This is a genomic window from Janthinobacterium sp. SUN100 (genome assembly GCF_030397705.1).
GTDB lineage: Bacteria > Pseudomonadota > Gammaproteobacteria > Burkholderiales > Burkholderiaceae_D > Janthinobacterium > Janthinobacterium kumbetense.
The window spans coordinates 278,988-302,977 of record NZ_JAPUBU010000002.1; the positions used below are offsets into that span (position 1 = coordinate 278,988).

The 23,990-nt window shown below is 61.0% G+C and carries 20 protein-coding genes; 15 read left to right on the forward strand and 5 right to left on the reverse strand.

The window, feature by feature from the left end; all coding sequences use genetic code 11:
- Positions 1-4: 4 nt before the first annotated feature.
- From O0881_RS13535 to O0881_RS13570, 8 genes are all read left to right on the forward strand, one after another.
- Positions 5-163, forward strand: coding sequence for a hypothetical protein (locus O0881_RS13535; RefSeq protein ID WP_289911726.1), 159 nt, complete (start codon positions 5-7; stop codon positions 161-163).
- A gap of 136 nt (positions 164-299) precedes the next feature.
- On the forward strand, positions 300-1,325 hold the full coding sequence (locus tag O0881_RS13540; RefSeq protein WP_289911727.1) for a PoNe immunity protein domain-containing protein: 1,026 nt from the start codon (positions 300-302) through the stop codon (positions 1,323-1,325).
- A gap of 107 nt (positions 1,326-1,432) precedes the next feature.
- Entirely contained in the window at positions 1,433-2,458 is a 1,026-nt protein-coding gene (locus O0881_RS13545; RefSeq protein WP_289911729.1) for a PoNe immunity protein domain-containing protein, read from the forward strand.
- 233 nt (positions 2,459-2,691) lie between these two features.
- Positions 2,692-3,768: a type VI immunity family protein gene (locus tag O0881_RS13550; protein WP_289911730.1), complete on the forward strand. Its 1,077-nt coding sequence runs from the start codon at positions 2,692-2,694 to the stop codon at positions 3,766-3,768.
- On the forward strand, positions 3,765-4,646 hold the full coding sequence (locus O0881_RS13555) for a PoNe immunity protein domain-containing protein (protein ID WP_289911731.1): 882 nt from the start codon (positions 3,765-3,767) through the stop codon (positions 4,644-4,646). Before O0881_RS13550 ends, O0881_RS13555 begins: the two co-directional genes overlap by 4 nt.
- A gap of 1 nt (position 4,647) precedes the next feature.
- Entirely contained in the window at positions 4,648-5,565 is a 918-nt protein-coding gene (locus tag O0881_RS13560) for a PoNe immunity protein domain-containing protein (RefSeq protein WP_289911732.1), read from the forward strand.
- 2 nt (positions 5,566-5,567) lie between these two features.
- On the forward strand, positions 5,568-6,404 hold the full coding sequence (locus O0881_RS13565; protein WP_289911733.1) for a PoNe immunity protein domain-containing protein: 837 nt from the start codon (positions 5,568-5,570) through the stop codon (positions 6,402-6,404).
- The gene (locus O0881_RS13570; protein WP_289911734.1) at positions 6,401-7,504 is read left to right on the forward strand and encodes a hypothetical protein; all 1,104 of its coding nucleotides are present in this window, start codon (positions 6,401-6,403) and stop codon (positions 7,502-7,504) included. The genes O0881_RS13565 and O0881_RS13570 overlap by 4 nt, the downstream gene beginning before the upstream one ends.
- 18 nt (positions 7,505-7,522) lie before the next feature.
- Here the strand turns inward: O0881_RS13570 and O0881_RS13575 are convergent, their stop codons facing one another.
- From O0881_RS13575 to O0881_RS13595, 5 genes are read right to left on the reverse strand one after another with little or no spacing between them, the layout of a single operon-like run.
- Positions 7,523-9,166, reverse strand: coding sequence for a DUF2235 domain-containing protein (locus O0881_RS13575; protein WP_289911737.1), 1,644 nt, complete (start codon positions 9,164-9,166; stop codon positions 7,523-7,525).
- 3 nt (positions 9,167-9,169) lie between these two features.
- Positions 9,170-9,832 carry a hypothetical protein gene (locus tag O0881_RS13580; RefSeq protein ID WP_289911739.1) on the reverse strand — a complete coding sequence of 221 codons (663 nt, stop codon included), beginning with the start codon at positions 9,830-9,832 and terminating at the stop codon, positions 9,170-9,172.
- 13 nt (positions 9,833-9,845) lie between these two features.
- Complete coding sequence (locus O0881_RS13585) at positions 9,846-10,766, reverse strand: DUF4123 domain-containing protein (RefSeq protein ID WP_289911740.1); 921 nt, start codon at positions 10,764-10,766, stop codon at positions 9,846-9,848.
- 2 nt (positions 10,767-10,768) lie between these two features.
- Positions 10,769-13,672 (reverse strand): type VI secretion system Vgr family protein, encoded by a 2,904-nt coding sequence (locus O0881_RS13590; protein WP_289911741.1) that lies wholly within the window; start codon positions 13,670-13,672, stop codon positions 10,769-10,771.
- Positions 13,669-14,472 (reverse strand): hypothetical protein, encoded by an 804-nt coding sequence (locus tag O0881_RS13595; RefSeq protein WP_289911742.1) that lies wholly within the window; start codon positions 14,470-14,472, stop codon positions 13,669-13,671. The genes O0881_RS13590 and O0881_RS13595 overlap by 4 nt, the downstream gene beginning before the upstream one ends.
- Before the next feature lie 220 nt (positions 14,473-14,692).
- Here O0881_RS13595 and O0881_RS13600 point away from each other — a divergent pair, with 220 nt between their 5' ends.
- From O0881_RS13600 to tssA, 7 genes are read left to right on the forward strand one after another with little or no spacing between them, the layout of a single operon-like run.
- Entirely contained in the window at positions 14,693-15,535 is an 843-nt protein-coding gene (locus tag O0881_RS13600) for a M15 family metallopeptidase (protein ID WP_077402306.1), read from the forward strand.
- 11 nt (positions 15,536-15,546) lie between these two features.
- Positions 15,547-15,816: a PAAR domain-containing protein gene (locus O0881_RS13605; RefSeq protein WP_077402302.1), complete on the forward strand. Its 270-nt coding sequence runs from the start codon at positions 15,547-15,549 to the stop codon at positions 15,814-15,816.
- Positions 15,817-15,847: 31 nt separating this feature from the next.
- Positions 15,848-17,284, forward strand: a complete 1,437-nt coding sequence (locus tag O0881_RS13610; protein ID WP_289911744.1) for a hypothetical protein — start codon at positions 15,848-15,850, stop codon at positions 17,282-17,284.
- 53 nt (positions 17,285-17,337) lie between these two features.
- A complete protein-coding gene (gene tssM, locus O0881_RS13615) occupies positions 17,338-21,102 on the forward strand; it encodes a type VI secretion system membrane subunit TssM (RefSeq protein WP_289912230.1) in 3,765 nt (1,254 codons plus the stop codon).
- Entirely contained in the window at positions 21,099-22,082 is a 984-nt protein-coding gene (gene tagF, locus O0881_RS13620; protein WP_289911746.1) for a type VI secretion system-associated protein TagF, read from the forward strand. The genes tssM and tagF overlap by 4 nt, the downstream gene beginning before the upstream one ends.
- A gap of 2 nt (positions 22,083-22,084) precedes the next feature.
- Positions 22,085-22,897, forward strand: a complete 813-nt coding sequence (locus O0881_RS13625; protein WP_289911748.1) for an OmpA family protein — start codon at positions 22,085-22,087, stop codon at positions 22,895-22,897.
- Between the two features lie 48 nt (positions 22,898-22,945).
- Entirely contained in the window at positions 22,946-23,980 is a 1,035-nt protein-coding gene (gene tssA, locus O0881_RS13630; protein WP_289911749.1) for a type VI secretion system protein TssA, read from the forward strand.
- Positions 23,981-23,990: the final 10 nt, after the last annotated feature.

Genomic DNA, 23,990 nt, shown 5'->3' on the forward strand with positions numbered 1-23,990 from the left:
GCCTTTGGAATTGCACGCCTACGCCGGCGAGGCCTGCCCGCAGACCGGACAGTGGCAAGCGCTGGACATTCCGCCGCAAACCCGGCGATTTGAACAAGGCGAGATCATGTGCAATCTGGATTGCGCCTATGGCTTGACGGTGTGGCGCTTCCTGAACGCATGAAGAACAGCGACGGTACTGATGTTCGAAACCATCAACCTGATGCTCGACTGAAAAAGGCAATCATGCATTGCGGTTTCAGCATGCGCGTACCTTCTTTGACACGAATACAATTTACCCAAGAAAAAAGCAAGTAGCCATGGAAGATTTACCATTTCATCACCGACGCAGACAGCAATTTCTCCATGAAGAACTTTACAATAAAACACGAGAAAATCAATTCCTCCTCATTAAAGTAGGACATGATAATGACAAAGTAGCCAGCACAACACAAAGAAAAAATTCGATTTATCAGTTCTTGCATCTTGAACTATTTTGGCTCTGGATGTTGGACTACACCGCAGGCGTCCCCATCCATGAACTTGCCTCGCGCCTTGCTGTTATTATCGACGCATTTGAAAAATGGAATGATGTATATCAATCATTTCAACAGGCTGCGGCACTTGAATTTCCAGAATTTGGACCTTACGAATATGTCGGCGCCCCGCAATTTTCCAATCTTTTTGAATACGAAAATACCCTTCAATTAATTAGCATTGCCATTTTACTGCGCGACCAGCAATCGGTCATGCGCATCATTAATGTGCTACGTAGTCACCGTGGTCAAGATGGCTTATTCGAACAATTAATTGGCGGATATGTCGAAGAAGAAATAAATCTAGACAGTTGCATTCCTGGAAAGCCCTATGACACGCTGCTGCAGGTATTTTATGAAGAAAACGAAAGTGCGACGCTCAATCTTGTGAAAAGTTATTTGAAATTATGGTACCCAGCCATGAAGGATCATCCACGCTGGCATGACGAACACTTGCATATCAACGAGGAAGGTTATTCCGGTTATTATGGTTACTGGGCATTCGAAGCAGGCGCAACAGTCTATCTACTCGATCTCGATGACAGCGGTATCAATCACCTGGTCTATCCAAAAGACCTTGTGGACTACGGGCGAAAATTACGCGAAGAAAACCGCTACACCAGCTTGTATACGAAACAGCAGCACAATGTCCGCCGTGTTGAAGGGGGAAATCCGTGTCCCCAAAGTGGTTTCTGGGAAACCTCAGCAAAATTACACAGCCGCAGCGACTTCGCGCAAGGCCAAGTCATGCCTGTTTTTGACGATGCGGCATACGGCGAAACAATCTGGCACTGGAGTGAAGGACAATAGTCAATATTTCATCTCACACTGCCAAGTATGTTAGGCATTTACGTTGAAAGTAATGTCCGACAACATCTTGCAGAAATCTGCACCAAACAAAAAAATGGTACTTCACCATGAAAAATAACGTCTTTCACGAACGGCGTCGGCAACAATTTCTTTATGAAGAACTTTATAAAAAAACACGGACAAATCAACTTTCCTTGATCCGGGGAGGAGAAGAAAACAAAAAGGATGCATATTCGATAGGCGAAAGCTCCTCCGTTCATCATTTCCTGTATCTGGAATTACTCTGGATATGGATGCTTGACTACACGGCTGGCATAGCCCTCGATCAACTGGCGCCTCGAATCGCCGATATCGTGGACAAATTTGAAGAGTGGAACGAAGTGGATCAAAAATATCAACAGGAGTGTGCACTGAAGCTGCCTGAATATGGTCCATATAAATATTCGGGGGCGCCCGATTTCGCGACACTTTCCGACTACGAAGACACGCTACAACTGCTGAGCATTGCCATCTTGCTACGCGATCAGCATTCGGTCCAACGCATCATCCACGTACTACGTAGCCATCGCGGTCAAGATGGCCTGTTCGAGCAATTGATCAGTGCTTATGCCGACAACGTCGTCGAGCGCGATACCTGCGTGCTTGGCGCCCCTTATGACACCTTGCTAGGTGTCTTTTATGAAGAAGATGAGACGGCCACACTCAGCTTGCTCAAGCAATATTTACAACAGTGGTATCCGGCAATGAAGGATCATCCACGCTGGCATGACGAGCACCTTAGGATCAGCGAAGAGGGCTATGCCGGCTATTATGGCTATTGGGCATTTGAAGCCGGAGCGGCGGTCTTTATTCTCGATCTGGACGACAGCGCTATCGATCATCTGGTCTACCCTAAAGACTTGGTCAATTATGGCCGCAAGTTACGCGCGGAACACCGTTACACAAGCATGGATACTGACTTAATAAATAAGGCCGGTCGTGTTGAGGGTGGTCACCCCTGCCCCCAAACTGGCTTCTGGGAAGCCCCAACAAGGTTACACAGCCGTAGCCACTTCGCGCAAGGCCAAGTGATGCCTGTTTTTGACGATGCGGCATACGGTGAAACCATCTGGCATTGGAGTGAAGAACAATAGCCAAATTCCATCTCGCACAGTCAGCGGCTGGTCCAGTGCAGAGGCCTTTGGAATTGCGCGCTGAAGCCGGCTAGGTCTGCCCGCAGGCCGGCCAGTGGCAAGCGCTGGACGTTCCTCCGTCAACCCGGCGATTTGAACAGGGCGAGATCATGAGCAATCTGGATTCTGCCTATGGCTTGACGGTGTGGCGTTTTATGAAGGCGTAAAGAAACAATGCAGTGAGAGGAGAAAAGATGAGCACAACGGAACGTTTTTTTACTGCCGAAGATGTAGAGGGAATGGTTGCTGACCTCAAGGAATGGCCAAACATGTCCTGTGACGATGGAAATCAAGATCTGGGGGTGTCTCCTTTCATAACATTTTACTTCTTGTATGATACTAAACGCCATCTTGACATATCCAATCTCATGATTGATATCCATGAAGAATTTTATAAAATCACAGGAAATCCATATATTATCGCAACGCATCCGAGTTCTGAGAGACCGCAACCTTACGGATCGAAACGTTTGCCTGATCTGCGTGAGTTTGCAAAAAAAACAAAAGAAGAAGACTATTTCATTTTCAAATTTACCGATCAGAAAAAACATAACTCGTCGCCTTCCACTGCTGGATATTTCTGGAAAATGCGGGATCATATGAACGATAATTCAGAACCATCAAACAAGGTTTACTCATCCATTCAATTCTACTATCGCTGGTCATGGTGGAAGGATAACAAGAATGCATGGCGGCAATTTGTTCTGGAAACCATGGAAAAACTGAAACCTGATCAGGTTTATAGCGGCTTTTCGATGGCCAATCCGATTGCTTTCGGCACCCGCTCGGCAGTGACCGTGTGGGAACGCTCTCTGGCACCTCGATTTTTTGGTTTGGACATTGATTATCCTTTTTCCATGAGCGGCTCGCTGGCAGACGGCATTCGCCCGCCAACCTGGGGCTTCCTGCTGTCGGATATGTGGCGCGAAAAATTGGATCTCAGCCGCGACCAGATAAAACTCAGCCTGCAACATCCGCACATCCGGATCGACGAGCTCGGTGCAGGCCTATGGATCGAACTGGGCGAGGAACCGGCCCTCTACCCGGTGGAGGACGGTGTGCCGGAATTGCCGGCGTTACTCAACAAACTGCTCAAGCCGATCCGCAACGACCACATGGCGCTGCTGGGCTTTGGCCAATGGGACGGCGATCCTAACGAACGCTTCAATGACGCCGACTCGCTGCGCTGGATGCGGCGCTTCGACGCCGACAGCGACTGGCCCAGCGCCGAGTTGCGCCAGCGAGCAGCAAAAACGACGGACAAACAATGATGACCGCCCCGTTCGACATGCGGCGCCGGCAGAAATTTCTCTACGAAGATCTTTATCATAAAACGCGGGGAAACCTGCTCGCATTAATTGAAGTCCGACTTGCAAATAAAAAAATAGTGGAATCAACGCTGGAAAACTCTGTGGTACATCAGTTTCTGTATTTGGAAGCGTTCTGGATCTGGATGCTGGACTACACAGCGGGTGAACCGATCGATGCACTGGCGCCGCGTATCGCCGGCATCGTGGATATGTTTGAAGAATGGAATGAGGTCGATCAATTCTGTCAACAGGAAGCGGCGCTTGAGTTTCCGGATTATGGGCCGTACGAATACAAGGGAGCACCAGACTTTTCCACGCTTGCAAATTATGAGAACACGCTACAACTACTCAGTATTGCACTATTACTGCGCGATCAACATTCGGCCTTACGCATCATCCACGTGCTACGCAGCCACCGTGGCCAGGATGGATTATTTGAGCAATTGATTGGCGCATATGTCGAGAATAAGCAAGATCTTGATTCGTGCATTCTCGAAAATCCCTATGATACTTTGCTTCAGGTTTTCTATGAAAATAATGAGAGAGAGATACTCAAACTGGTCCAGAAATACCTGAAACAGTGGTATCCAGCCATGAAAGATCATCCCCGCTGGTACGACGGGCATCTGAGAATCAGGGACGAGGGGTATGCTCCCTATTACGGTTACTGGGCATTTGAAGCGGGTGCGGCGGTTTTTTTACTTGACCTGGAGGACAGCCAGATCGACCATCTGCTCTACCCCAAGGACCTGGTCGATTATGCGCGCCAGCTGCGGAAAGAAGGCCGCCACAGCAGCGTGGAGATGAAACCATCGGCCAAACGAGAAGGCGGCGAATAAAATGAAAAATCCACCATTCGATGATCGCCGCCGCCAGCAATTCATTTACCAGGAACTGTATGAAAAAACCCTGGAAAATTCACTTGCCCTGATAAAAGTCCAACAGAAGAATAAGGAATCGGCTGAATCCGCGGCAGATCTCAGTCTGGCTTACAATTTTCTGTATCTTGAAAATTTCTGGATTTGGCTACTCGATTACACTGCGGGCATGCCCATAGAGGACCTCGCACCACGCCTGTCTGGCATCGTGGACAAGTTTGCGGAGTGGAATGAAGTCGATCAAATTCATCAGAAGGAAATATTATCGAAATACCCTGAATATGGCCCATATAGATATCGGGCAGCACCAAATTTTGGCGAACTTGCCGATTATGAAGATACGCTGCAATTACTGAGTATCGCTATATTATTGCGTGACCAGCGTTCGGTCAGTCGCATCATACGCATACTTAGCAGCCACCGTGGACAGGATGGCTTGTTCGAGGAACTGATTAGCGCCTATGTGGAGGATGCGATCATGATCGACACTTGCGTACTGGGCAAACCGTACGATGTCTTGCTGCAGACAGTTTATGAAGATGATGAAAATTCGGCACGAAATTTACTCAAGAGGTATTTAAAACAATGGTACCCGGCGATGAAGGACCATCCTCGCTGGTACAACGGCCATCTCAGAATCAGCGATGAAGGCTACGCGCCATATTATGGTTATTGGGCATTTGAAGCAGCTGCAATGGTTTTTGTTTTTGACCTCGATGACAGCGACATAGACCATTTGGTCTATCCAAAAGACCTCGTTGACTATGCGCGACAGTTATCGAAAGAAGGTCGCTATTCCAGCATAGATAGGAATGAGGCAAGCGATGGCGGGCATGTCGAAGGCAAACAGCCCTGCCGTGACACGGATTTTCGGGAGTAAGAATGCAGACTCTGGACGAACACACTTTTTTGGCCTGGCGCAGGGAACCGCTGCTGTCCTACGCGATTTACCTTGAAAGCAAAGACAGCCACGACGAGTGCTTCGACATGGTGGAGGCAGGCTTGCAACAGCCTGCCGAAGTACTGCAAAATATCCCGCCAGAAAATTTCATGACGGCCACGCGCCAGCGGGCCTGGGATGGCATAGACCTGCTCAGCTTGGCCTACAGCGCGGGCCATACGATAGCCGATCTGCGCGCGCTGTATCCCACGATACTCGAACACTGGGAAGAGTTTGCCAACTATGACAGGGCTTTTGACGTGCAGGCCTGCGCTGCGGAACAGGGATTTCCCCACTTCGCCCTGCCCGGTGATGGCTACGAGCAGGTCAACCGCATGATCTGCCTTGGCATTCTCCTGGGTTGGGGCAATTTGCTGCCCCGTCTGGCGCCAGTCATCGATTTCAACAACCACGAAAAAGATGGGCTGGTCGAACGCCTGCTGGCATTTTCCATCGATAACAGGGATACCGCCTGGCCGGAATGTACCCGCCACTTGCCCTACATCAAGACGCTCAAGATATTCGCGGCAGAAGAAAACCAGCGCCCGGCGCTGATGAAGGATTACCTGAGGCAATGGTATGACGCCAGCCGCCGCGAACCCTACTATGACAGCCACGCGCGCGACACCTCTTTTTCAGGCTACTGGTCATGGGAAGCGGCGGCCATCACTTGCCTGCTCGATATCGACGACAGCAGCTACCGCGATGCCAAATTCTATCCCGCCGACCTGGTGGCATTCCACCGTCAGCCAGCCTGTATGCGATCGGAGCCGGCATGAGCCACAAACCGGCCGTGATCGCAGCCTGCCTCCTCTGCGCCATGCCCGCGCAGGCGCACGCCGCAGACTCGCCCTTTCCGGGGATTTATTCCGTCATCGATCCCGTCACGGGCATGACGCAGGATGTGCTGAAAATCGAACCGTTCATCAACGGCGAATTCAACGTCTTTCCCCGCTTCGCAGGGGAACGGCCGTGGGCTGGCGTGCTCTCTGGAAAGGTGATGGGCGCCAGGGACCGCTATCTGGAGGAAGCACTATTTCCGCAGGACAGCAAGGTACGCACCTTGGCCATCGCAGACATCGGCTACCTCTACCGCACGCCCGGCGACAGCTATTCGCGCGACGGACGTTCGGATACCGGCTACCTGAGTCATATCTTTGCCATCGGCATCAAGTCCATGCAGCGCCGGCCGCTGCTGGCAGGCCATGCCGAACGTGGCGAGCGCGGCCAGCACGATTACCGGCCCGGGGCCGATGAAACGAAGATAGCGGTCAGCACCCTGAACTACAGCGCCCGTCCCATCCAGGTCGGCGTCAGCGATGCCGGCAATCCGGCCAATGCCCTCGATACCGATCCCCTGAACCCTTACATGAGCAGCTCCGCCAATTGCTGTTTCTACCTGCCAGCCACGCCGCACAAGCCGGTACAGCTGACCATCGAGTACCGCTGGTTGCCTGACGGCAAGCCGGAAACGCGCACGCTGCCGCTACCGGCCGGCAATCCCACCGAGGAGCTGCTGGTCGTCGTGCAAGCCGATGGCAAGCTGGCGCTGGAATTTCGCACCCCGCACGAATCGCAGTCGATGACGGCGGATGGCAGCGTCAAGGCCGGCAACGGCAGGCTGCATCCGGCCCTGCCCGCTGCCGAGCGCAAGGCCGTGCTGGCAGCGGAACTGGCGCGTCAGCAACGTTCTCTCAAAGACATCAGCAAGAAGCTGGAAAAACTGCCCCCGACGACACCGTTGCAGCTCACGCAGCGGGTGGCGCAAATGGTCGAAGAGCGGCTGGCCGCCGTGACGTATCTGGAAGCGTTTTCCGCATGCAAGGCGGCCGTGCACGAGTGCGACAAGCAAGCCAGGGCGGCGGCCCGCGCCAGATAGCGGTTAGGCCCATTTCTGCTAGGCTATCGCCGTGTCGCCACCTGTCGATGCTTCTTTCGGCACCAGCATCGCCTCTTTTACGCCGCCCGATGCCGGTTTTGCCCCCTCATATCGCCAATACAGATATTTCTTGCCTCGTTTCCCCATGAAATACTGCCGGTTTCGGGACCAGCGACTGGCTTCAACAAAGCCGATACTGGCGTCACTCATCTGATTCTTGAATCCCGCAACAGAATCATGCACATAGCGATCGAAGAATTTGTCAAATAAAGTCCGCTCCGCAACCGACATCGACTTTCGGAGCTTGCCTTTCCAGGCATCGTAGATCGCGTCCTCCAGCGGTTCCGTGGCACTGCGAAAAAAGCCGGTTTTCTTTTCTGCAATATTCTGAACGTCGCGTTCCCATTCGCTGTCCGTCGTGGTCATGTACTTGTCCGGCGTGGCATACATGACGGACTGCCCCCTTGCGATGATGGCTTCGCGTTCTTTGCGCGCCGCGCGCTGGCGTTCCGTGCGTCCCCAGCGCCAATGATAGTAATTGTTCATGTGGCTGATAACTTGTGTCTCGAGCCGCTTGTCCGCGCTCACGTGCTTCATGTAAGCGTCGAAGCATGCCTCCAATTCGCTGCTGATGTTAAACAGCGAGCCATAATCCTGAAGAACCTCTTCGGGTGACTTGAACGGCACCCCGGCGGCGTATGCCGACAGATACATATTGCACAGCGGAATGCGCGCCAGTTCATTTGACCGCCCCTCCTGATTCATGTCGTCATAACCGCCGCCCACGTCGGAGTGTGCCCCGGGATAAAGGGTTTCCCGACAGTTCGAGTCAGTGGCCTGGTCGATTCGGATAGAGTCTGATGGAAATTTCTCGCGCACTTCATGCGCTGCGACATAATGCTCGCAAAAGCGCACATACGGTGGAATACGCAGATCGGAGGCCCATTCCGCATGGCCGCCCTCGTCTGCCAGATACATCACGCCGCCCCAGACAGGTCCCAGGTGATATTTGAGATTCGACTCAAGGCGGCTACCGCCAAACCCCACCGAAGCCACGGTATCAAAAATGCCGAGGAAGTAAATCACCAGACGCGGCTGAATAAATCCGCCACTTTTGATCCAGATCAATCCATCTCCCTGCTGATAACACTGTCCAGCCAACTGACGCACAAAGGCCCGCGCCTGGGCCGCCCCCCGACTGAAACCAAACACGGCAACATTGATTTGATTTACATGCGGCATGTGCTTGTCCACCCGCACCTTCAACTCCTTCAGCATCCAGCTGATCCGGGCCTGACCTTTTGCAGCCGATGCCATGCCGAGTGCCCCATCGATTCCGTCACCGCTGTCTTGAATTTCCGGAAACGGCGTGCCGACCCCTGGCGTATATATCGCGTAGGTCTTGTTTTTTTCATCTTCGGCCGTATGCGCAAACTTTCCCAGTTTCGCAATATTGCTGTACTTTACATTCGACGAAGCCAGCGAACCATTTCCATCTTTTTTGAAATTATTTCCAGTTCCGTCAAAAAAACAGCTGATCCAGACGGGCTTTCGGCAATCCGACTCCTTCGCACATTTTTCCAATTCCTTGCGATAAATTCCTCGGGCAAGCCTTTCACTCTTCGTGACGTCGCTAAGCCGGCGTATCGTTGGTTTACTCATGGTCTATTCCCTATGCGGTGTGCGAGGTATGCCATAAAAAGGATTCTCGATTTCCTGCTTGCAGAACTGGCCTTGGGGAAGGCGCGTGGCATGCAGTTTCACTTGCTCGGCAGCAAGTGGCGCCTGCGTCTTGAAGGTTCCCAGATGTGCTTGGACTGTTCCATCGGCAAGAAAGTGCAAGAGCACGGTGGTTGGGCGATCTGGCCCTTTGGCGGGCAGGATGTCCACAGTGGCCTGACACCAGCGGCTTCCGGGAGAACTCAGCCTGGAAGTGCGTTCGTCATAGTCAACACTCGATTTTCCATTGTGGTAGGCAGTATCGAACACCACGCTCCAGACCACGCGCACTCTCAGCGGTTTATCCACGGGAGTGTCCCAGATAAAACAGCAATTGCCGCTACTGAAGCGGACTTTTTCACCATTGTCCATTTCCGCCTCGCTGGCGTCGCGAAAAAAAATGGAACCGCCGCTGGGGGCTTCATCGATCTTGAATGGCAGTGAAATATCCTTGAAGGTGATGGAGTAAATATCGTACGGCGTGTAGTTATATGAGGTGGTAGTGAAGGTTTTCTCGCTTAATTCCTGTTGCAAGCGATTTTCCTTTTCCTTGGAATTGCAAGCGGCCAAAATAACCAGGCACAATACGATAGAGGTCAGTTTTTTCATGTCGGGATCGCATTCATATGCTGGAAGCGGAAATTTCTTCGAGTGCAGCCCATTGCTGGGGAGTCCAGGCCAATATCCGGTCGCTGAATGACTGCGCCGTTCCCGTGGCCTGCAAAGCGACGGCGGCGATTGGGGCCAGATGAAAATCGGCGCCCAGCACGAGCGACAACATGCAGTAGCTTTTCAAGTCTGTGGGCGAACTGAGTCCATATGCCTGCGCCCTGCCCAGCTGTTGAAAGAAAAAGTCATAGCGCTGATCCTGAGGTAAACCATCTAACGCCTGCGGATCATCGCTCTCCATTTGCTTCATCAGCATGTACGGCGCTGTTCTATTCATCAGCTCAACATATTGATGTTGTGTCAAAAGCATTCGTTCACTTCCAAGGGGCACAGACTCCTCATCCTTCTCGCCAGGTACAATTTGTGGCACCCCACGCACGTCCATGTACAACCAGCCTGTGATTTCTGCGAGTGCAACCTTGCGCTGCGCCGTTTCCAATACGTCCAGCCAGTGCGGCAGGATAAGCGGATCGTAGTAGCGCATGATCCACTCCGTACCGTCATCGTGCTCCACCTCGGTCAGCCAAGTCAGCCGTTCCAGCACTTGCGGCAGGGGCCGGTCAGAAACAATCAGCGACATGAAATGGGCGCTGCCGGCAGTGCAAAGCAATTGGGCGAGCAAGGGACATTGCTCGCGCTTGATATGCCGCAACAATATCGGGCCGGCGTACAGGGCGTCTGGCTCGGCCAATTCACCTAACAAGGAATACAACTCGACGCTGTGATCGCTTGGCAAGCGGATACGGGCCAAACCATCGAACTTGGCGCCATCAATCAAGCTGTACAGGGTCACGCCCTGGTCGGTAGGATGGCTATCGAGCAGCGCAAGCAACTGCAAGCCGCAGGCGGGGGCCCCGCCATCGTCGTCGCGCATGCTTACTCCCCCTTCGCGGCAAAGGGCGAGCCGCTCCTGGCCGCATTTAACAGACATTCCTTGCAAATACTGCGAGGCATGACCGGCAGCGGGTAGCTTGCACGGGATGGCCCCGTAAAACTCTTCTTGCCGGCATGCACCGTGATCTTGCCCGGACATTGCACGGTGATGTTGCCGCCCTCGATCGTGATGTTCGCCCCGCCCGCCGTCGACAGGCGGATGCTTTTCGCCGCCGCCCAGTCGATGTGCGCGGCGGCGCTGACGATGTTGACTTCCTCGCGCGCCTGCACGTTGAGCACGTCAGCCTGCGCCTGCAGGTCGATGGCCTGTTTGGCGGCGATCAGTTGCAGGCCCATATTGTTCTCGCCCGCCTTGACCACCCCGGCCAGGACGCCGATGGCCTGCCCGCTGTGCACGCGCAGCTGGCCGCCGCCGACGAACTGGGTGTCCAGGCCGCTCATCAAGGAGGTGGTTTCGCCATTTGCCAGCTGGATATCCTGGCCCGCCAGCACGCCCAGGCCCGCGCGGGCGGCGATGGCGATGATGGCGTCGCTGCTGTGCGGCAACTTGTCATCGCCGGGGCTGGTCGGCTTGCCCGCCGCGTCGCGCTTGGCGGCGGCCGTATCGTCCTGGCTCAGCATGCCGGAGACGCTCGTCAAAAACGCCGGCAAGGGCGCCGCCTTTTCGTCGAGCACGCTGGCATTCGCCTTGGCCGGCCCCAGGTGGCTGGCATACGCGACCGTCTTGTGCGTGACGGCGGCGGCGCTGAAGGTTGCACCCAGCTTGGCCGCCTGCTTGAGCAAGACCATGCCCGGTGCATTGTCGCCGGCTGGATCGCGCGCCTGCGCGTCGTGATTGACGAGGTAGCTGGAAATCAGGAGGCCGGCGCCGGCCCGCACGGCGCCGTAAGCGTCGGTGCGCAGCTCGGCGCCCGTGCCGCGCAGGCTGCCCCGGTAATTATCTGCCGCATGGATCAGGTGACCAAGATTGAGTTCGCTTGCCGCATGGCTGCTCGCGAGCTGGATGCGCCCCTGCTGGTCGGTATCGTCGAACAGCAACTGGTTATAGCCAGAGCCAGAGCCGGAGCCGGCGGCGCCGAATTCCTTGCTGCGGATGCCCCATTGCGCCGCGCCGTTGCGGTGGCCGGCGCTGCCGCCGGCCGCGCCATGCCAGACCGGGCTGTTGCCGCCGGCCATGTTGCCCTGCGCCGACGACGCATGGTCGCGCGCTGGCTCGAATACGCTGGCATCCGCGGGCTTGTCCGTGATGCCGCCCGGTGAGGGCGCGACGCCGCCCTCGCCCTGCCCGTTGTACAGGGCGCCGACGATGATGGGGCGGTCGATATCGTTTTCCAGGAATTGCACCAGCACTTCCTGGCCGATGCGCGGCAGGAACTGGCTGCCCATGCCGCCGCCTGCCGAGCGCTGCGCCACGCGTACCCAGCAGGTGGCGCCGCCCTCCCGCTGCCAATGGAAACGGATGCGCACCCGGCCCAGCTTGTCGCAATGGATCTCGCTGCCGCCGCTAGCGCTGGCGCCGCCGTCGGCACCGACGACGATGGCGCTCTGGCTGCCGCGGGCCGTCGGTGCCGGATGGTGGCGCGCGTCGCCGCCCTCTGGTGCCGGGCGCCATGGCGTATCGGCCGCGATCGCCTCAATATGGTTGGCATAGCCACTCTCGACCGCCTGGGCGATCACTTGCTGGACATGCGCGATATCGCGCGGCGCCAGCGCCTGGCCAGCCAGGCCTTCCTGCAGCAATTCGGGTATGGGGCCGAACAGCTCAGCCAGGCCCTGCCTGGCGGGCGCCGGCAAGTTATTCACGCCCACGCTGTACACGCGCAGCACGACCAGCGCCGGCGCGTCGGCGCCGTCCTGCTGCAACGGTCCCTGCGTCAGGGTAAAGCGCGTACCGGCACGCAAGGTGCGCACGGTCGAACGCGCCTGCCAGCGTTCGCCGCGCGCTTCGAGCGCCTGCATCCGCAGCAAGGCATAGCGTTCGGCCTGGGCCGCATTGGCATAGAAATACTGGCCTGGCATGTCATAGCTTTCCAGCACGGGCGCATTTTTCCCACCCGGCGCCAAGCGCGTCGGCACGCTGGCGCTGACGGCCTTCTTGGCCTTGTAATCATAGCTGAGCACGGTCGCCACCGCCGTGCGCAAGGCGTGTGCCCGGCTGAGCGCCTGGATGGCGTCGGCCTGTTCCACGGCCCGCGCGCCATGAAATCGGATGCCGCCGCCTTGCGCGCTGCTGGCGTCTTCCGGCACCGCGCTCAAGGCGCTGCTGTCGGCGAACAGTACCAGGCAATGGCCACCCTCGTGTTCTTCGAAACGCCAAGCCAGGCCTTCTTCGCCCAGCAGGCGCGTGACGAAGGCCAGGTCCGACTCGCGGTACTGGCAGCAATAGCTGCGCGGCAGCGCCTCGGCCATGAACGGCCCCGTGTCGCCGCTCCAGCGCCAGTCGGCTTGCGGCGCGTAAGCCTGGAACACGCTGTCGACGATTTCAATGACGCTCTTGTCTTGCCAGACGCGGCTGTTACGTACCTGGCTCAACAGCCATAGCCACGGCGTCAGGCGCAGCCGGAAACGGGCCAGTCCGCCGTCGCTGCCCAGCATCGCCGCTTCGCTGACATAGCCGCTGAAGACAGCACGGCTGCCGTCGGCCAGGCTGGCGTGCAGCGCGGCCCGCTTGCCCAGCAGGGGCGCCAGCGCCACATTCGCCTGCGTGGACAGCACGATGATGTCGCGCACGCCCACGGCCTGCAACTGCTCGTCGGCGACAAACGCTTCCACCAGCCACTGTGCCGTCCCGCCTTCGCCGCCGTCCAGCGACAGCTCATACAGCCGCGTCACGCTGCTGAAACCAGCGAGGGAAGCGTTGACCTGAGCGGCGCTGGCGGCGCTCATTTTTCACCTTTTGCGGCAGCTTGCCCGGCCTTGCATTGCACATTCTCGGCATGGCCCTGGCAGGCGCGCGCGCGGCACGCGGCGGCGGCGTCGCGCTTGAGCGCCGCGCATTGCTGCAACTGGGTCCGCAAATTGGGAACGGTTTTCTTCGGCGCCGGCGCGGCCTGCGCGTGTGCCAGCAGGGCCGACAGCAGGGCGATATCGCTGTCTTCCGCGCGGCGGGCGGGCATAGCCGCAGGCCCTTTCGCCGGCGGTTTTTTGGCTGCCGGACGGGGCGCCTTGGCCACCTGTTTCGTGACGGGTTTCGAGGCGGCGGCCGGGGGCGACGGCGTTTCCAGCGCCTTGCTCAGGACATCGCCCGGGTGCGCGGCACCCGCGTTCCGGGCAGCAGCAGTGGCGGCTGTGGCGGACGCGCCGGCATCGAGCATCTCGCTCAGGCTCTGCTGCGGTGCGGCGGCGCCAGGCGGCGCCTCGTCACGGATGCTGGCGACGACCGGCGGCGCTTCCACGGCGGCGGGCGCGGCGGTGGCGACGGGCGGGGAAACCGGCGCCGCCGGCGCATCGTCGTCGCCAACCCGTTCTCCGCGCTGCCCAAGCCAGACGCCCGCTGCCAATAACAGCAGCAGCGCGCCCACGCCTCCGCGCAGGGCCAGGCTGCCGCGCCTGGCCTTCGCGGACGCGCCGGCGTTGCCACCCTCGAGCGTGCTCAGGATGCGGTTACGGTCGGCCTCCGCCTGCTGCGCCTGCGTCAACAGGCTGGGCCGGGCCGGGAGCCGGGGGCTATCGTCATGAGTTCGCAAAATGTGCGCTCCTGTAATATTTGCAAGACTTTACGCTATTCAACAAAATCATGACGCGTGCCATAAAATCAACAGTGCGCACCCTCCGCACAATTGAAAAAAGCCCTCCTTAATTATCAGTTTTGTAAGATATACTTCCAGGCAATATCCGTCGATTCTCTGTTTTCCCCGATGGACAGCACCGTTCCCCGCAGCCAAACATTTCTTGATTGAGGTTAGCGTGTTCCTACTCGCGGTAGCGCTGTATTTCATCCTGGCATGCCTGATCAGCTGGCTGATCCTGTTCCCGGCCGGGCGCGATTTCGTGCTGCACGCCGTCGATGGCGCGGAGCAGCGCCTCGCCGCCTGCCTGCAGCGCGTGGCGAGGCGCAGGCAGACGGGCATGGCCAGCCTGGGACAGCGCAGCAGCGCGCTGTGGGCCCGCACTGCCGACCTGCTGCGCCGTCATTACCTGCTGTGTCTCGCGGGCGTGGCTGCGCTCAGCCTGCCGACCCTGCTGGCCCTGATGGCCGACAGCAAATCCATGCTGGGCGCCTACGATGTATCGACGCGGGAAATGAATACGCAGGTCGCCAGCCTGCTGCAGGGCGAACAGCTGGTGCCGCCCGTCGACCTGCCGCCGCTCGTGTTTGCCACGGAAGAAGTGCGCCAGGAGCGCCCGCTGCTGGTATCGGCCAGCCGCAACTGGACCTTGCTGAATGTGGAATACGCCCAGCGCTTGCTGCTGGTCTTCAAGATCATGAAGGAAAAGCATGGCTACGAGATGGCGCTGCTGGAAGGCTATCGCAGCCCCGAGCGGCAAGACATGTTGGCTGGCATGGGTCCCAACGTCAGCAACGCGGCCGCCTTTCAAAGCTGGCACCAGTACGGCCTGGCGGCCGACTGCGCCTTCCTGCGCAATGGCAAGCTGGTCATTTCCGAGAAGGACCCGTGGGCCATGCGCGGCTACCAGCTGTATGGCGAAGTGGCCGAATCGGTCGGCATGACCTGGGGCGGACGCTGGAAAATGATGGATTTCGGGCATACCGAACTGCGCCTGCCCGGCGTAATGAAAAAACACTGAGGGGAGCGCGTATGGCGGGTCCGGTAATCAGATTGGGCGACAAGACATCGCATGGCGGCACCGTGCTGGAAGCATCGGCGGTGAGCGACAGCGGCGGCATCGGCATGGCGCGGGTCGGCGACAAGGTTGCCTGTCCCCTGCCCGGCCATGGCGTCTGCCCCATCGTCAGCGGCGACTCCAGCTTCATCGTCGATGGCAAGCCCGTGGCGCGCCACGGCGACAAGACCAGCTGCGGGGCGCTGCTGATCGCCAGCCAGCAAGCCACCATCGACCAGGCATGACGGCCCTGCCCATACGCGGAGGAGCCCGCTGATGCGCCCCTGGTTGCGACGCGGGCTGCTGACCGTGTCCGTCTTTGCGCTGAGCTGGACGGGCGCCATCGCCTATTGGCGCGACAGCACGCGCATGCCGACGCCAGGCGAACTGGCCGGCGCCATGCTGGCGCTACCGCTGGTCCTGCTATTGACGCTGTGGCTGGGTAAAAAACTGCTGGCCAGGCTCTTGGCCGGGCCAGCCCTGGCGGCGCCGGGTCTTGCCGCACCACTTCAGGCCGAGGCGGCGACACCTCCCGCGGCACCGTTGCCGCTGCATATCGTGGCGGCCACCCTGCGCATGCCGGGCGGCGCCACGCCGTCGGAATTGCTGGCCGCCATGCGCTCCCGCCAGGCGCGACCCGCGCTCGACGGCCAGTTGCTCGATGAAGACGGCTATCCCCTGCTGTGCGGCAGGGTGGACGGCATCGACGAAGAAGAGCAGCAGCAAGTGCTGGCCGCCTGGCTGCGCGAGCATCCGCAGGCCGGCCTGGCCAGCGAACCGTTTCCCTTCAATCCGGAAGACGTGCGCGCGCTGGCCCTGGGCGCCGAAGTGCTGGCCGAACTGGTGGACGAAGCCCTGCAGCATGCGCTGTCCGCAGGCGCACGGGCCTCGCCAGCCAGCGCGCCGCCCATGCTGCGGCTGCATCTGCTGATGCCGGCCTCGTGGAGCGCCGCCCAGCGCCAGGCCGGCGACGCCTGGCTGCGCCACCTGGCGCGCGAGCAGGGCTGGCCAGCGCAGACATTGCCGCCGCCCGCCGAAGCCGCCAACCGGCCACCGGCGCCGTTTGCCCTGTTGAACCAGCTTGCCGGCCATGCCGCGCCACCGCAGCCGCCCGGCCTGTCCATCGTGCTGGCCTGCGATTCGCACCTGGGCGAGCTGCGCGTGCATGTCCTGGCGAGCCAGGGCCAGCTGTTCAGCGCCAGCCAGGCGAACGGACAGATTCCCGGCGAAGGCGCGGCCGGCCTGCTGCTGGCCATCCCTGGCGCGACGGCGCCACCGGACGAGCCCGCGCCTGTCCTGCTGCACCGCGCCGCCACGGGCGAACTGCCGCAAGGCGCCAGCCAGCGCGGCCCGGCCGACAAGAGCATGCTGGCGGACCTGGGCAGGCAGGCGCTAGCGGCAGCCGGCGACGATGCGGCGGCCGGCATCGCGCTGGTCAGCGCCGATACCGACCAGCGCGCCAACCGCGTGCTCGAACTGATGCAGTGCGCCGGTGCCATCTTGCCCCAGCTGGACCTGGGCGAGCAGGTGCTGGGCGTCGGCACCGCATGCGGCCAGTGCGGCGCCGTCACGACGCTGGCCGCACTGGCCATGGCGCGGCAGGCGGCGGCCGACGACGGTGCGCACGTTTTATGTCTCAGCAACCTCGATTCACTGCAGCGCGGCGCCCTCGTCATTGGCCCGCGCGCGAAAAACAGTCACGGCACCACCTGATACAGCGACGTCCCATTCACGCACCTTAACGGTTTGCACACTATAAAACTATGATGCAACGATTCTGGCACTCCCTGACTTCACGCACCAGCCTGCTCATCCTCGGCATCGCGGCCGCCATCCTGCTGCTGTTCGCCTGCGCCGCCATTTTCGACTGGCCGGCCATGCGGCTGCTGCCCTTGCTGGCCGCAGCGGCGCTGCTGGGCGTCATCGTATGGTGGCTGCGCCGCCGCCGGCGCCGGCGCGAGGGCGCCAGCTTCAACAGCATGCTGGAGCAGCAGGCGGCGGGCGCCGCGCCCAAGGCCGGTCCGGTGCAGCGCGAGGAAACCGAAGCCATCCGTAAGCGCATGCTGGAAGCGATCAATACCATCAAGACATCGCGGCTGGGCCAGCTGTCGGGCGATGCCGCGCTGTATGAATTGCCGTGGTACATGATCATCGGCAACCCCGCCGCCGGCAAGAGCACGGCGATCGCCAATTCCGGCCTGCAGTTTCCTTTTGTCGACAGCAAGATCGTGCAAGGCATGGGCGGCACCCGCAACTGCGACTGGTTTTTCACCACCGACGGCATCCTGCTCGACACGGCCGGGCGCTACGCCATCAACGATGAAGACCGCGCCGAATGGTTCGGCTTTCTCGGCCTGCTGAAAAAGCACCGCAAGCGCGCGCCGATCAACGGCATCATCATCGCCGTCAGTATTGCCGAGCTGACCGGCAGCAAGCCCGAATTCGCCATCGAACTGGCCAAGAACCTGCGCCAGCGCGTGCAGGAACTGACGGAGAAGCTGGAAGTCCATGCGCCCGTGTACGTGGTATTCACCAAGGCCGACCTGATCACAGGCTTCAGCGAATTTTTCCAGGATGCCGAACGCGCCGAACGCGACAAGGTCTGGGGCGCCACCCTGCCCTACAGCGTCAACAGCTCGAAGCAGGATGTGCTGGAGCAGTTCGACCAGCGCTTCGACGAGCTGTACGATGGCTTGAAGGACCTCAGCCTGGCCAATATGTCGCTGCTGGGACGCGAGCGCATGCCGCCCGGCGTATTCACCTTCCCGCTGGAATTCAGTTCCGTAAAGGGACCGCTGCGCGCCTTCATCGCCACCCTGTTCGAGGAAAATCCCTTCCAGTTCAAGCCCGTCTTCCGCGGTTTCTATTTCACCAGCGCGCTGCAGGAAGGCGCCTCCGTCTCCGCCTCGTCGGAACGGGTGGCCCAGCGCTTCGACCTCAAGCCGCAGCAGCAGGAACACAAGACGGTCCAGGCCCAGGACCAGCACGGCTATTTCCTGCTGAACCTGTTTCGCAAGGTGATCTTCGCCGACAGGGAACTGGTGGCGCAATACGCCAGCCCACGCAAGACACGCTTGCGCTATGCCACGTTTTTCACCGCCATCGCGCTGGCCGGCCTGGCGCTGGGCGGCTGGAGCTGGTCCTACCTGGCCAACCGCCAGCTGGCGGCCAACGTGCAGGCCGACCTGGAGCAAGCCATCAAGGTGCAGGACCAGCGCCTGGACCTGCAGTCGCGCTTCCAGGCCCTGGAAATCATGCAGGACCGCATCGAGCAGCTGGAGGCGTACCGCAGCAAGCGGCCGCTGGCGCTCAGCCTGGGCCTGTACCAGGGGGATTTGCTGGAGCGCAAACTGCGCGAGGAGTATTTTTCCGGTCTCAAGGAAGTCATGCTCGCGCCGGTGGCGCAATCGCTGGAGTCCTTCCTCGCGGAAGTGAACGCGGGCGCCGACCGGCTGCAGCCGCTGACGGCGGCGCCGGCCGGCACGGCGGCCGCTGCCACAGTCGGCACGGCAGCCGGTACGGCGGTCGGTACGACAAGCCAGCCCTTCAAGGATGCCGCGCCGACGAATGTGGAGGATGCCTACAATGCCCTGAAAACCTACTTGATGCTGGGCGACAAGTCGCGCGCCGAGGCCGGCCACCTGAACGACCAGCTGACCCGCTACTGGCGCGGCTGGCTCGACGCCAACCGGGGCAACATGCCGCGCGAACAGATGATCCGCAGCGCCGAACGCCTGATCTCGTTCTACCTGACGCAGATCGACGACCCGTCCTGGCCGCAGATCGAGAACAAGCTGGCCCTGGCCGACCAGTCGCGCGACAGCCTGCGGCGCGTGGTGCGCGGCATGCCGGCGCGCGATCGCGTGTATGCGGACGTGAAGGCGCGCGCCGCCACGCGCTTCCCGTCGATGACGGTGGCACGCATCGTTGGCGAGCAGGACAAGGAACTGGTGCTGGGCAGCTACGCCATCCCCGGCACCTTCACGCGCGACGCGTGGGAAAAATACATCCAGCAGGCCTTCCAGGAAGCGGCCAACCGCGAATTGCAAAGCGCCGACTGGGTATTGAAAACGGCGTCGAAGGACGACCTGACCCTGGAAGGCAGCCCGGAACAGATCCAGAAGGCGCTGGTGGAACTGTACAAGACCGATTACGCGCGGGAGTGGCAGAAATTCATCCAGGGCGTCAGCATCCGCGAATTGAACGGCTTCGACAATGCGGCGCAGGCGATGAACCGCCTCGGCGATCCGCAAGCCTCGCCCCTCAACAAACTGATCGAAACGGTGTACCAGGAAACCTCGTGGGACAACCCGTCCCTGCTGGGTCAGGGCTTGCAGCGCGCCCAGCGCGGGGCGATGGACTGGTTTCGCGAAACGGTGCTGCGCCAGAAGCCTGCCGCCGCGGCGGCGGGCCAGGCCGGCAGCGCCATGCCGATGGGGCCCGTCGGCCGCGAATTTTCCGGCGTGGCGCGCCTGGTGGTGGCGCGCGACAAGGAAGCCTCGCCCATGCGCGGCTACCTGGCGGCCCTGTCGAAGCTGCGCGTGCGCTTCAACCAGATCAAGAACCAGGGCGACACGGGCCCCGGCGCCAAGCAGTTGATGCAGCAGACGCTCGATGGCAGCGGCTCGGAGCTGGCCGACGCGCTGAAATACGTGGACGAGCAAATGCTGACCGGCATGAGCGACCCGCAAAAACAGGCCATCCGCCCGCTGCTGGTGCGCCCGCTGATGCAGACCTTCGCCGTCATCGTCAAGCCCACCGAGACGGAAATCAACAAGGTATGGCTGGCGCAGGTGCTCGAACCGTTCCAGAAAACCCTGGCGCCGAAATATCCGTTCGCGCCCGACTCGCGCATCGAGGCGAGCAATGCCGACATCGGCCAGGTATTCGGCCCGGAAGGCGCCATCGCCAAGTTCTTCAACACCACCATCGGCCCGCTGGTCGTGCGGCGCGGCGACGCCATCAGCGCCAGGACCTGGGCCGCGATGGGCATCACCCTGGCGCCGCCGGTGGTGGCCAGCCTGCCCGGCTGGGTCGCCCCGCTCAGCGCCAACGGCGTGGCCACGGCGGCCGGCGCCGCCGAAGCGCAGACGCGCTTCGACCTGCAGGCGCTGAGCGCACCCGGCGCCACCGAATATACGATCGAGATCGATGGCCAGGCGCTGCGCTGGCGCGGCCAGCCGCAGCCCTGGGTGCACATGGTCTGGCCCAATCCGCAGGGCGTGCCCGGCTCGCGCATCAGCGCCATCACGCCGGAAGGGCGCACGGTGGTACTGCTGAACGAACCGGGGCATTTCGGCCTGAAGAAGATGATCGACTCGGCCAGGCGCACGCGCAAGGAGGGCGGCGTATTCGAACTGAGCTGGGAGAACGGCGGCGTCACCGTGATGGCCAACCTGAAGATCGTGGCCGCGACCGCGCCGGCCGCCACCTCCGCCGGCAACCAGGGTTTCCGCGGCCTGAAACTGCCGGAATCGGTCGTCATCGGCGCGCCGGAAACGGCCACCGCCATCGCCGGGAACACGCCATGAGCCGCCCTACCGTTACCCAGATCGGCTACTTCGGCAAGATCCCCAGCCGCGGCGACTTCATCAAGCACGGCGACAACCCGGCCCTGCTGAAGATGCTCGATGAGTGGCTCGCCAACGCCATGGAACTGATGACGGCCGATGCGCGCTGGAAGCTGACCTACGACGCGCTGCCGCCGCTGCATTTCGCCTTCATCGGCCCGCGCCGCGGCCGCGCCATCGCCGGGCACATCGCCGCCAGCAGCGATGCCTCGTCGCGCCGCTTTCCCTTCCTGATGATGGGCGCCATGGAAGTGGCGCAGCCGGCCGGCTTCGTGCCGACCAGTCCGCTTGTGCTGTCGCGCCTGTGGAACCGCCTCGATGCCCTGAGCGCCGAAATGTGCGGCGCGGCGGCCGGCGCCGCGCTGCCGGCCGCCGCCGCGGGCGCCAGCATCGAACTGGACTTGCGCGGCAGCGCCTACGATGCCGCCTTCGACGATTTCCTCGGCTTGCAGACGGTGGGCGCGCTCGACGCCCTGCTGGCGCCCACGGGTTTTGGCGGTTCCGTGCGCCAGGTGCTGCTGGCCCTGGGCATGCTGCTGCAGCCCGTCATGGCCAGCAGCTCCAGCCGGCTGGAAAAAAGCCTGGAACTGCCGCTGCCGGCCGACCCGCTGTACCGCAATCTGGTGGCGGCCTTCTGGATGCACCTGATCGCCCCGTTCCTGGCGCGCGCCGACTTCGAACTGGCGCTGTTCATCACCCGCATCCGCGGCCGCCATGCGCTGGTGCTGGGCTTTTGCGGCGCCTCGGCGCAGACCCTGCACGCCATCATGGAACCGCAGGCGGCGCTGGAACACCACATCGCCTTCGACGACCTGGCCTGGGTCGAGGAACACGCCAACAGCGACTACGCCATCAAGAAAGCCTCGAGCTACCTCGCGCAGCCCAACCTGTCACTCAAATCGGCGCACGACACGTTTCGTGCCGCCTTCATCGGGACCTGATCATGCGCCACCTCCGCCTTGCCATCCTTCTCAGCCTGGTATTCGCCCCGGCCGGCGCCAGCGCGCAAAGCGCCGCCGCGCCGGCGGCCGCTGTCTCGGCGCCCGCCGCCGCCACGCCGCAACCGGGCCAGGTCCTGGCCAGCGGCACGGTGCCGGACGAAGCGGCCAAGGCTGCGGTGCTGGTGCGCCTGCGCGAACTGTATGGCGCCGACAAGGTGGTCGACCAGATCGCCGTCGGCCAGGTCGCGCAGCCAGCCAACTGGAACGCCTATGTGCAAAAGCTGCTGACGGCGGACCTCAAGCAGATCCGCCGCGGCCAGCTGAAGATCGAAGGCAGCGTGGTCAGCGTGCGCGGCGAGGTGGCCAACGAGGCGCAGCGGCAAAAGATCGCCAGCGACTTCGCCACCAGCCTCAATCCCACGTACACCGTCAACAACGGCTTGCGCGTGTCCGCCTCCGACCAGAATATCCTCGACGGCACGCTGGCCAACCGCACCATCGAATTCGAGAGCGGCAAGACCACGCTGACGCCGTCTGGCCGCGCCATCCTCGACGAAATGAGCGCGGCGCTGCACAAGCTGGCGGGCCGCAAGGTGGACATCATCGGCCACACCGACAACCTGGGACTGCGCGCCAGCAACCAGAATCTGAGCCAGGCGCGCGCCGAGGCGGTCAAGACCTACCTGGCCGGCAAGGGCATCGACGGCGACCTGCTCAGCGCTTCCGGACAGGGCCCGGACCGTCCCATCGCCAGCAATGACAGCGCCGATGGCCGCGCGCGCAACCGCCGCATCGAATTTCGCATGGTCCAGTAAGACCGCCACGCCTCCCGCAAGCCATCCGCCCCACTGCCGAGAACACACATGATTTCAGCCGACCAGCTCCTGCTTCCCATCAGCGCCGAACAGCCATGCGGCGTCGATCTGTCCTTCTCCACCGACTTCGACGCCATCGGCCAGGCGCGCAAGTTCGACGACCCCACGCTCGACCAGGGCGAGTGGGTCACCGACCTGAAGGAAGCCGACTGGGCCTTCGTACTGCAGCGCTGCACCACCCTGCTGGGCGAAAAGAGCAAGGACTTGCGGCTCGCCGCCTGGCTGGCCGAAGCTTGCGCCAGGCAAGACCATTTGCGCGGTTTGGGCGAAGGCTATCGCCTGCTGGCAGGCCTGCTGCGCCAGTACTGGGACCTGGGCCTGTACCCGCAGCCCGATGGCGACGACCACGAGCAGCGCATCGGCAACCTGAGCTGGATCCTCGCGCGCACGCCGTCCCTCGTGCGCGCCATGGCGCTGACGGACAAGCAGTCGGGCGGCTGGTCGACGGTCGACTTCGAGACGGCGCGCAAGCGGGCCGCCAGCAACCAGGACGGCGTCAACGGCACCAAGCTGGTGGACATGGAGGCGGCGCGGCGCGGCACGTCGGCGCAGTTCCGCGCCGCCTTTGCCGCCGACGCCCAGTTCTGCCTGGACGCGCTGGCCGAGCTGGAACAGGCGGCCGATACCCGCCTGGGCAGGGATAGCCCGGGCTTTTCCATGGCGCGCGAGGCCCTGCAGGCGATACAGCTCGCCCTGCCTGCCGCCACCACGGCCATCCCTGCCTCCAGCGTCGCCGCCGCGCCGGTGCCGGCTGGCGGCCAGGCAGCGACCGCCGTGCCGGCGCCACTGCCGGCGGCGCCCGGCGAGCTGCAAAGCCGCGCCCAGGCGCTGGCGCAACTGCGCCAGGTGGCGCAGTACTTCCGCCAGACGGAACCGCACAGCCCCGTCTCCTACTTCGCCGACAAGGCCGCCAACGCCGGCGAGCAGAACTTGCATGAATGGCTGCGCGGCGTGGTCAAGGACGGCGCCTCGCTGGCCCACATCGAGGAGCTGCTGGGCATCGCGCCCGGCAGCGGCCACTGAGCCGGCTAGA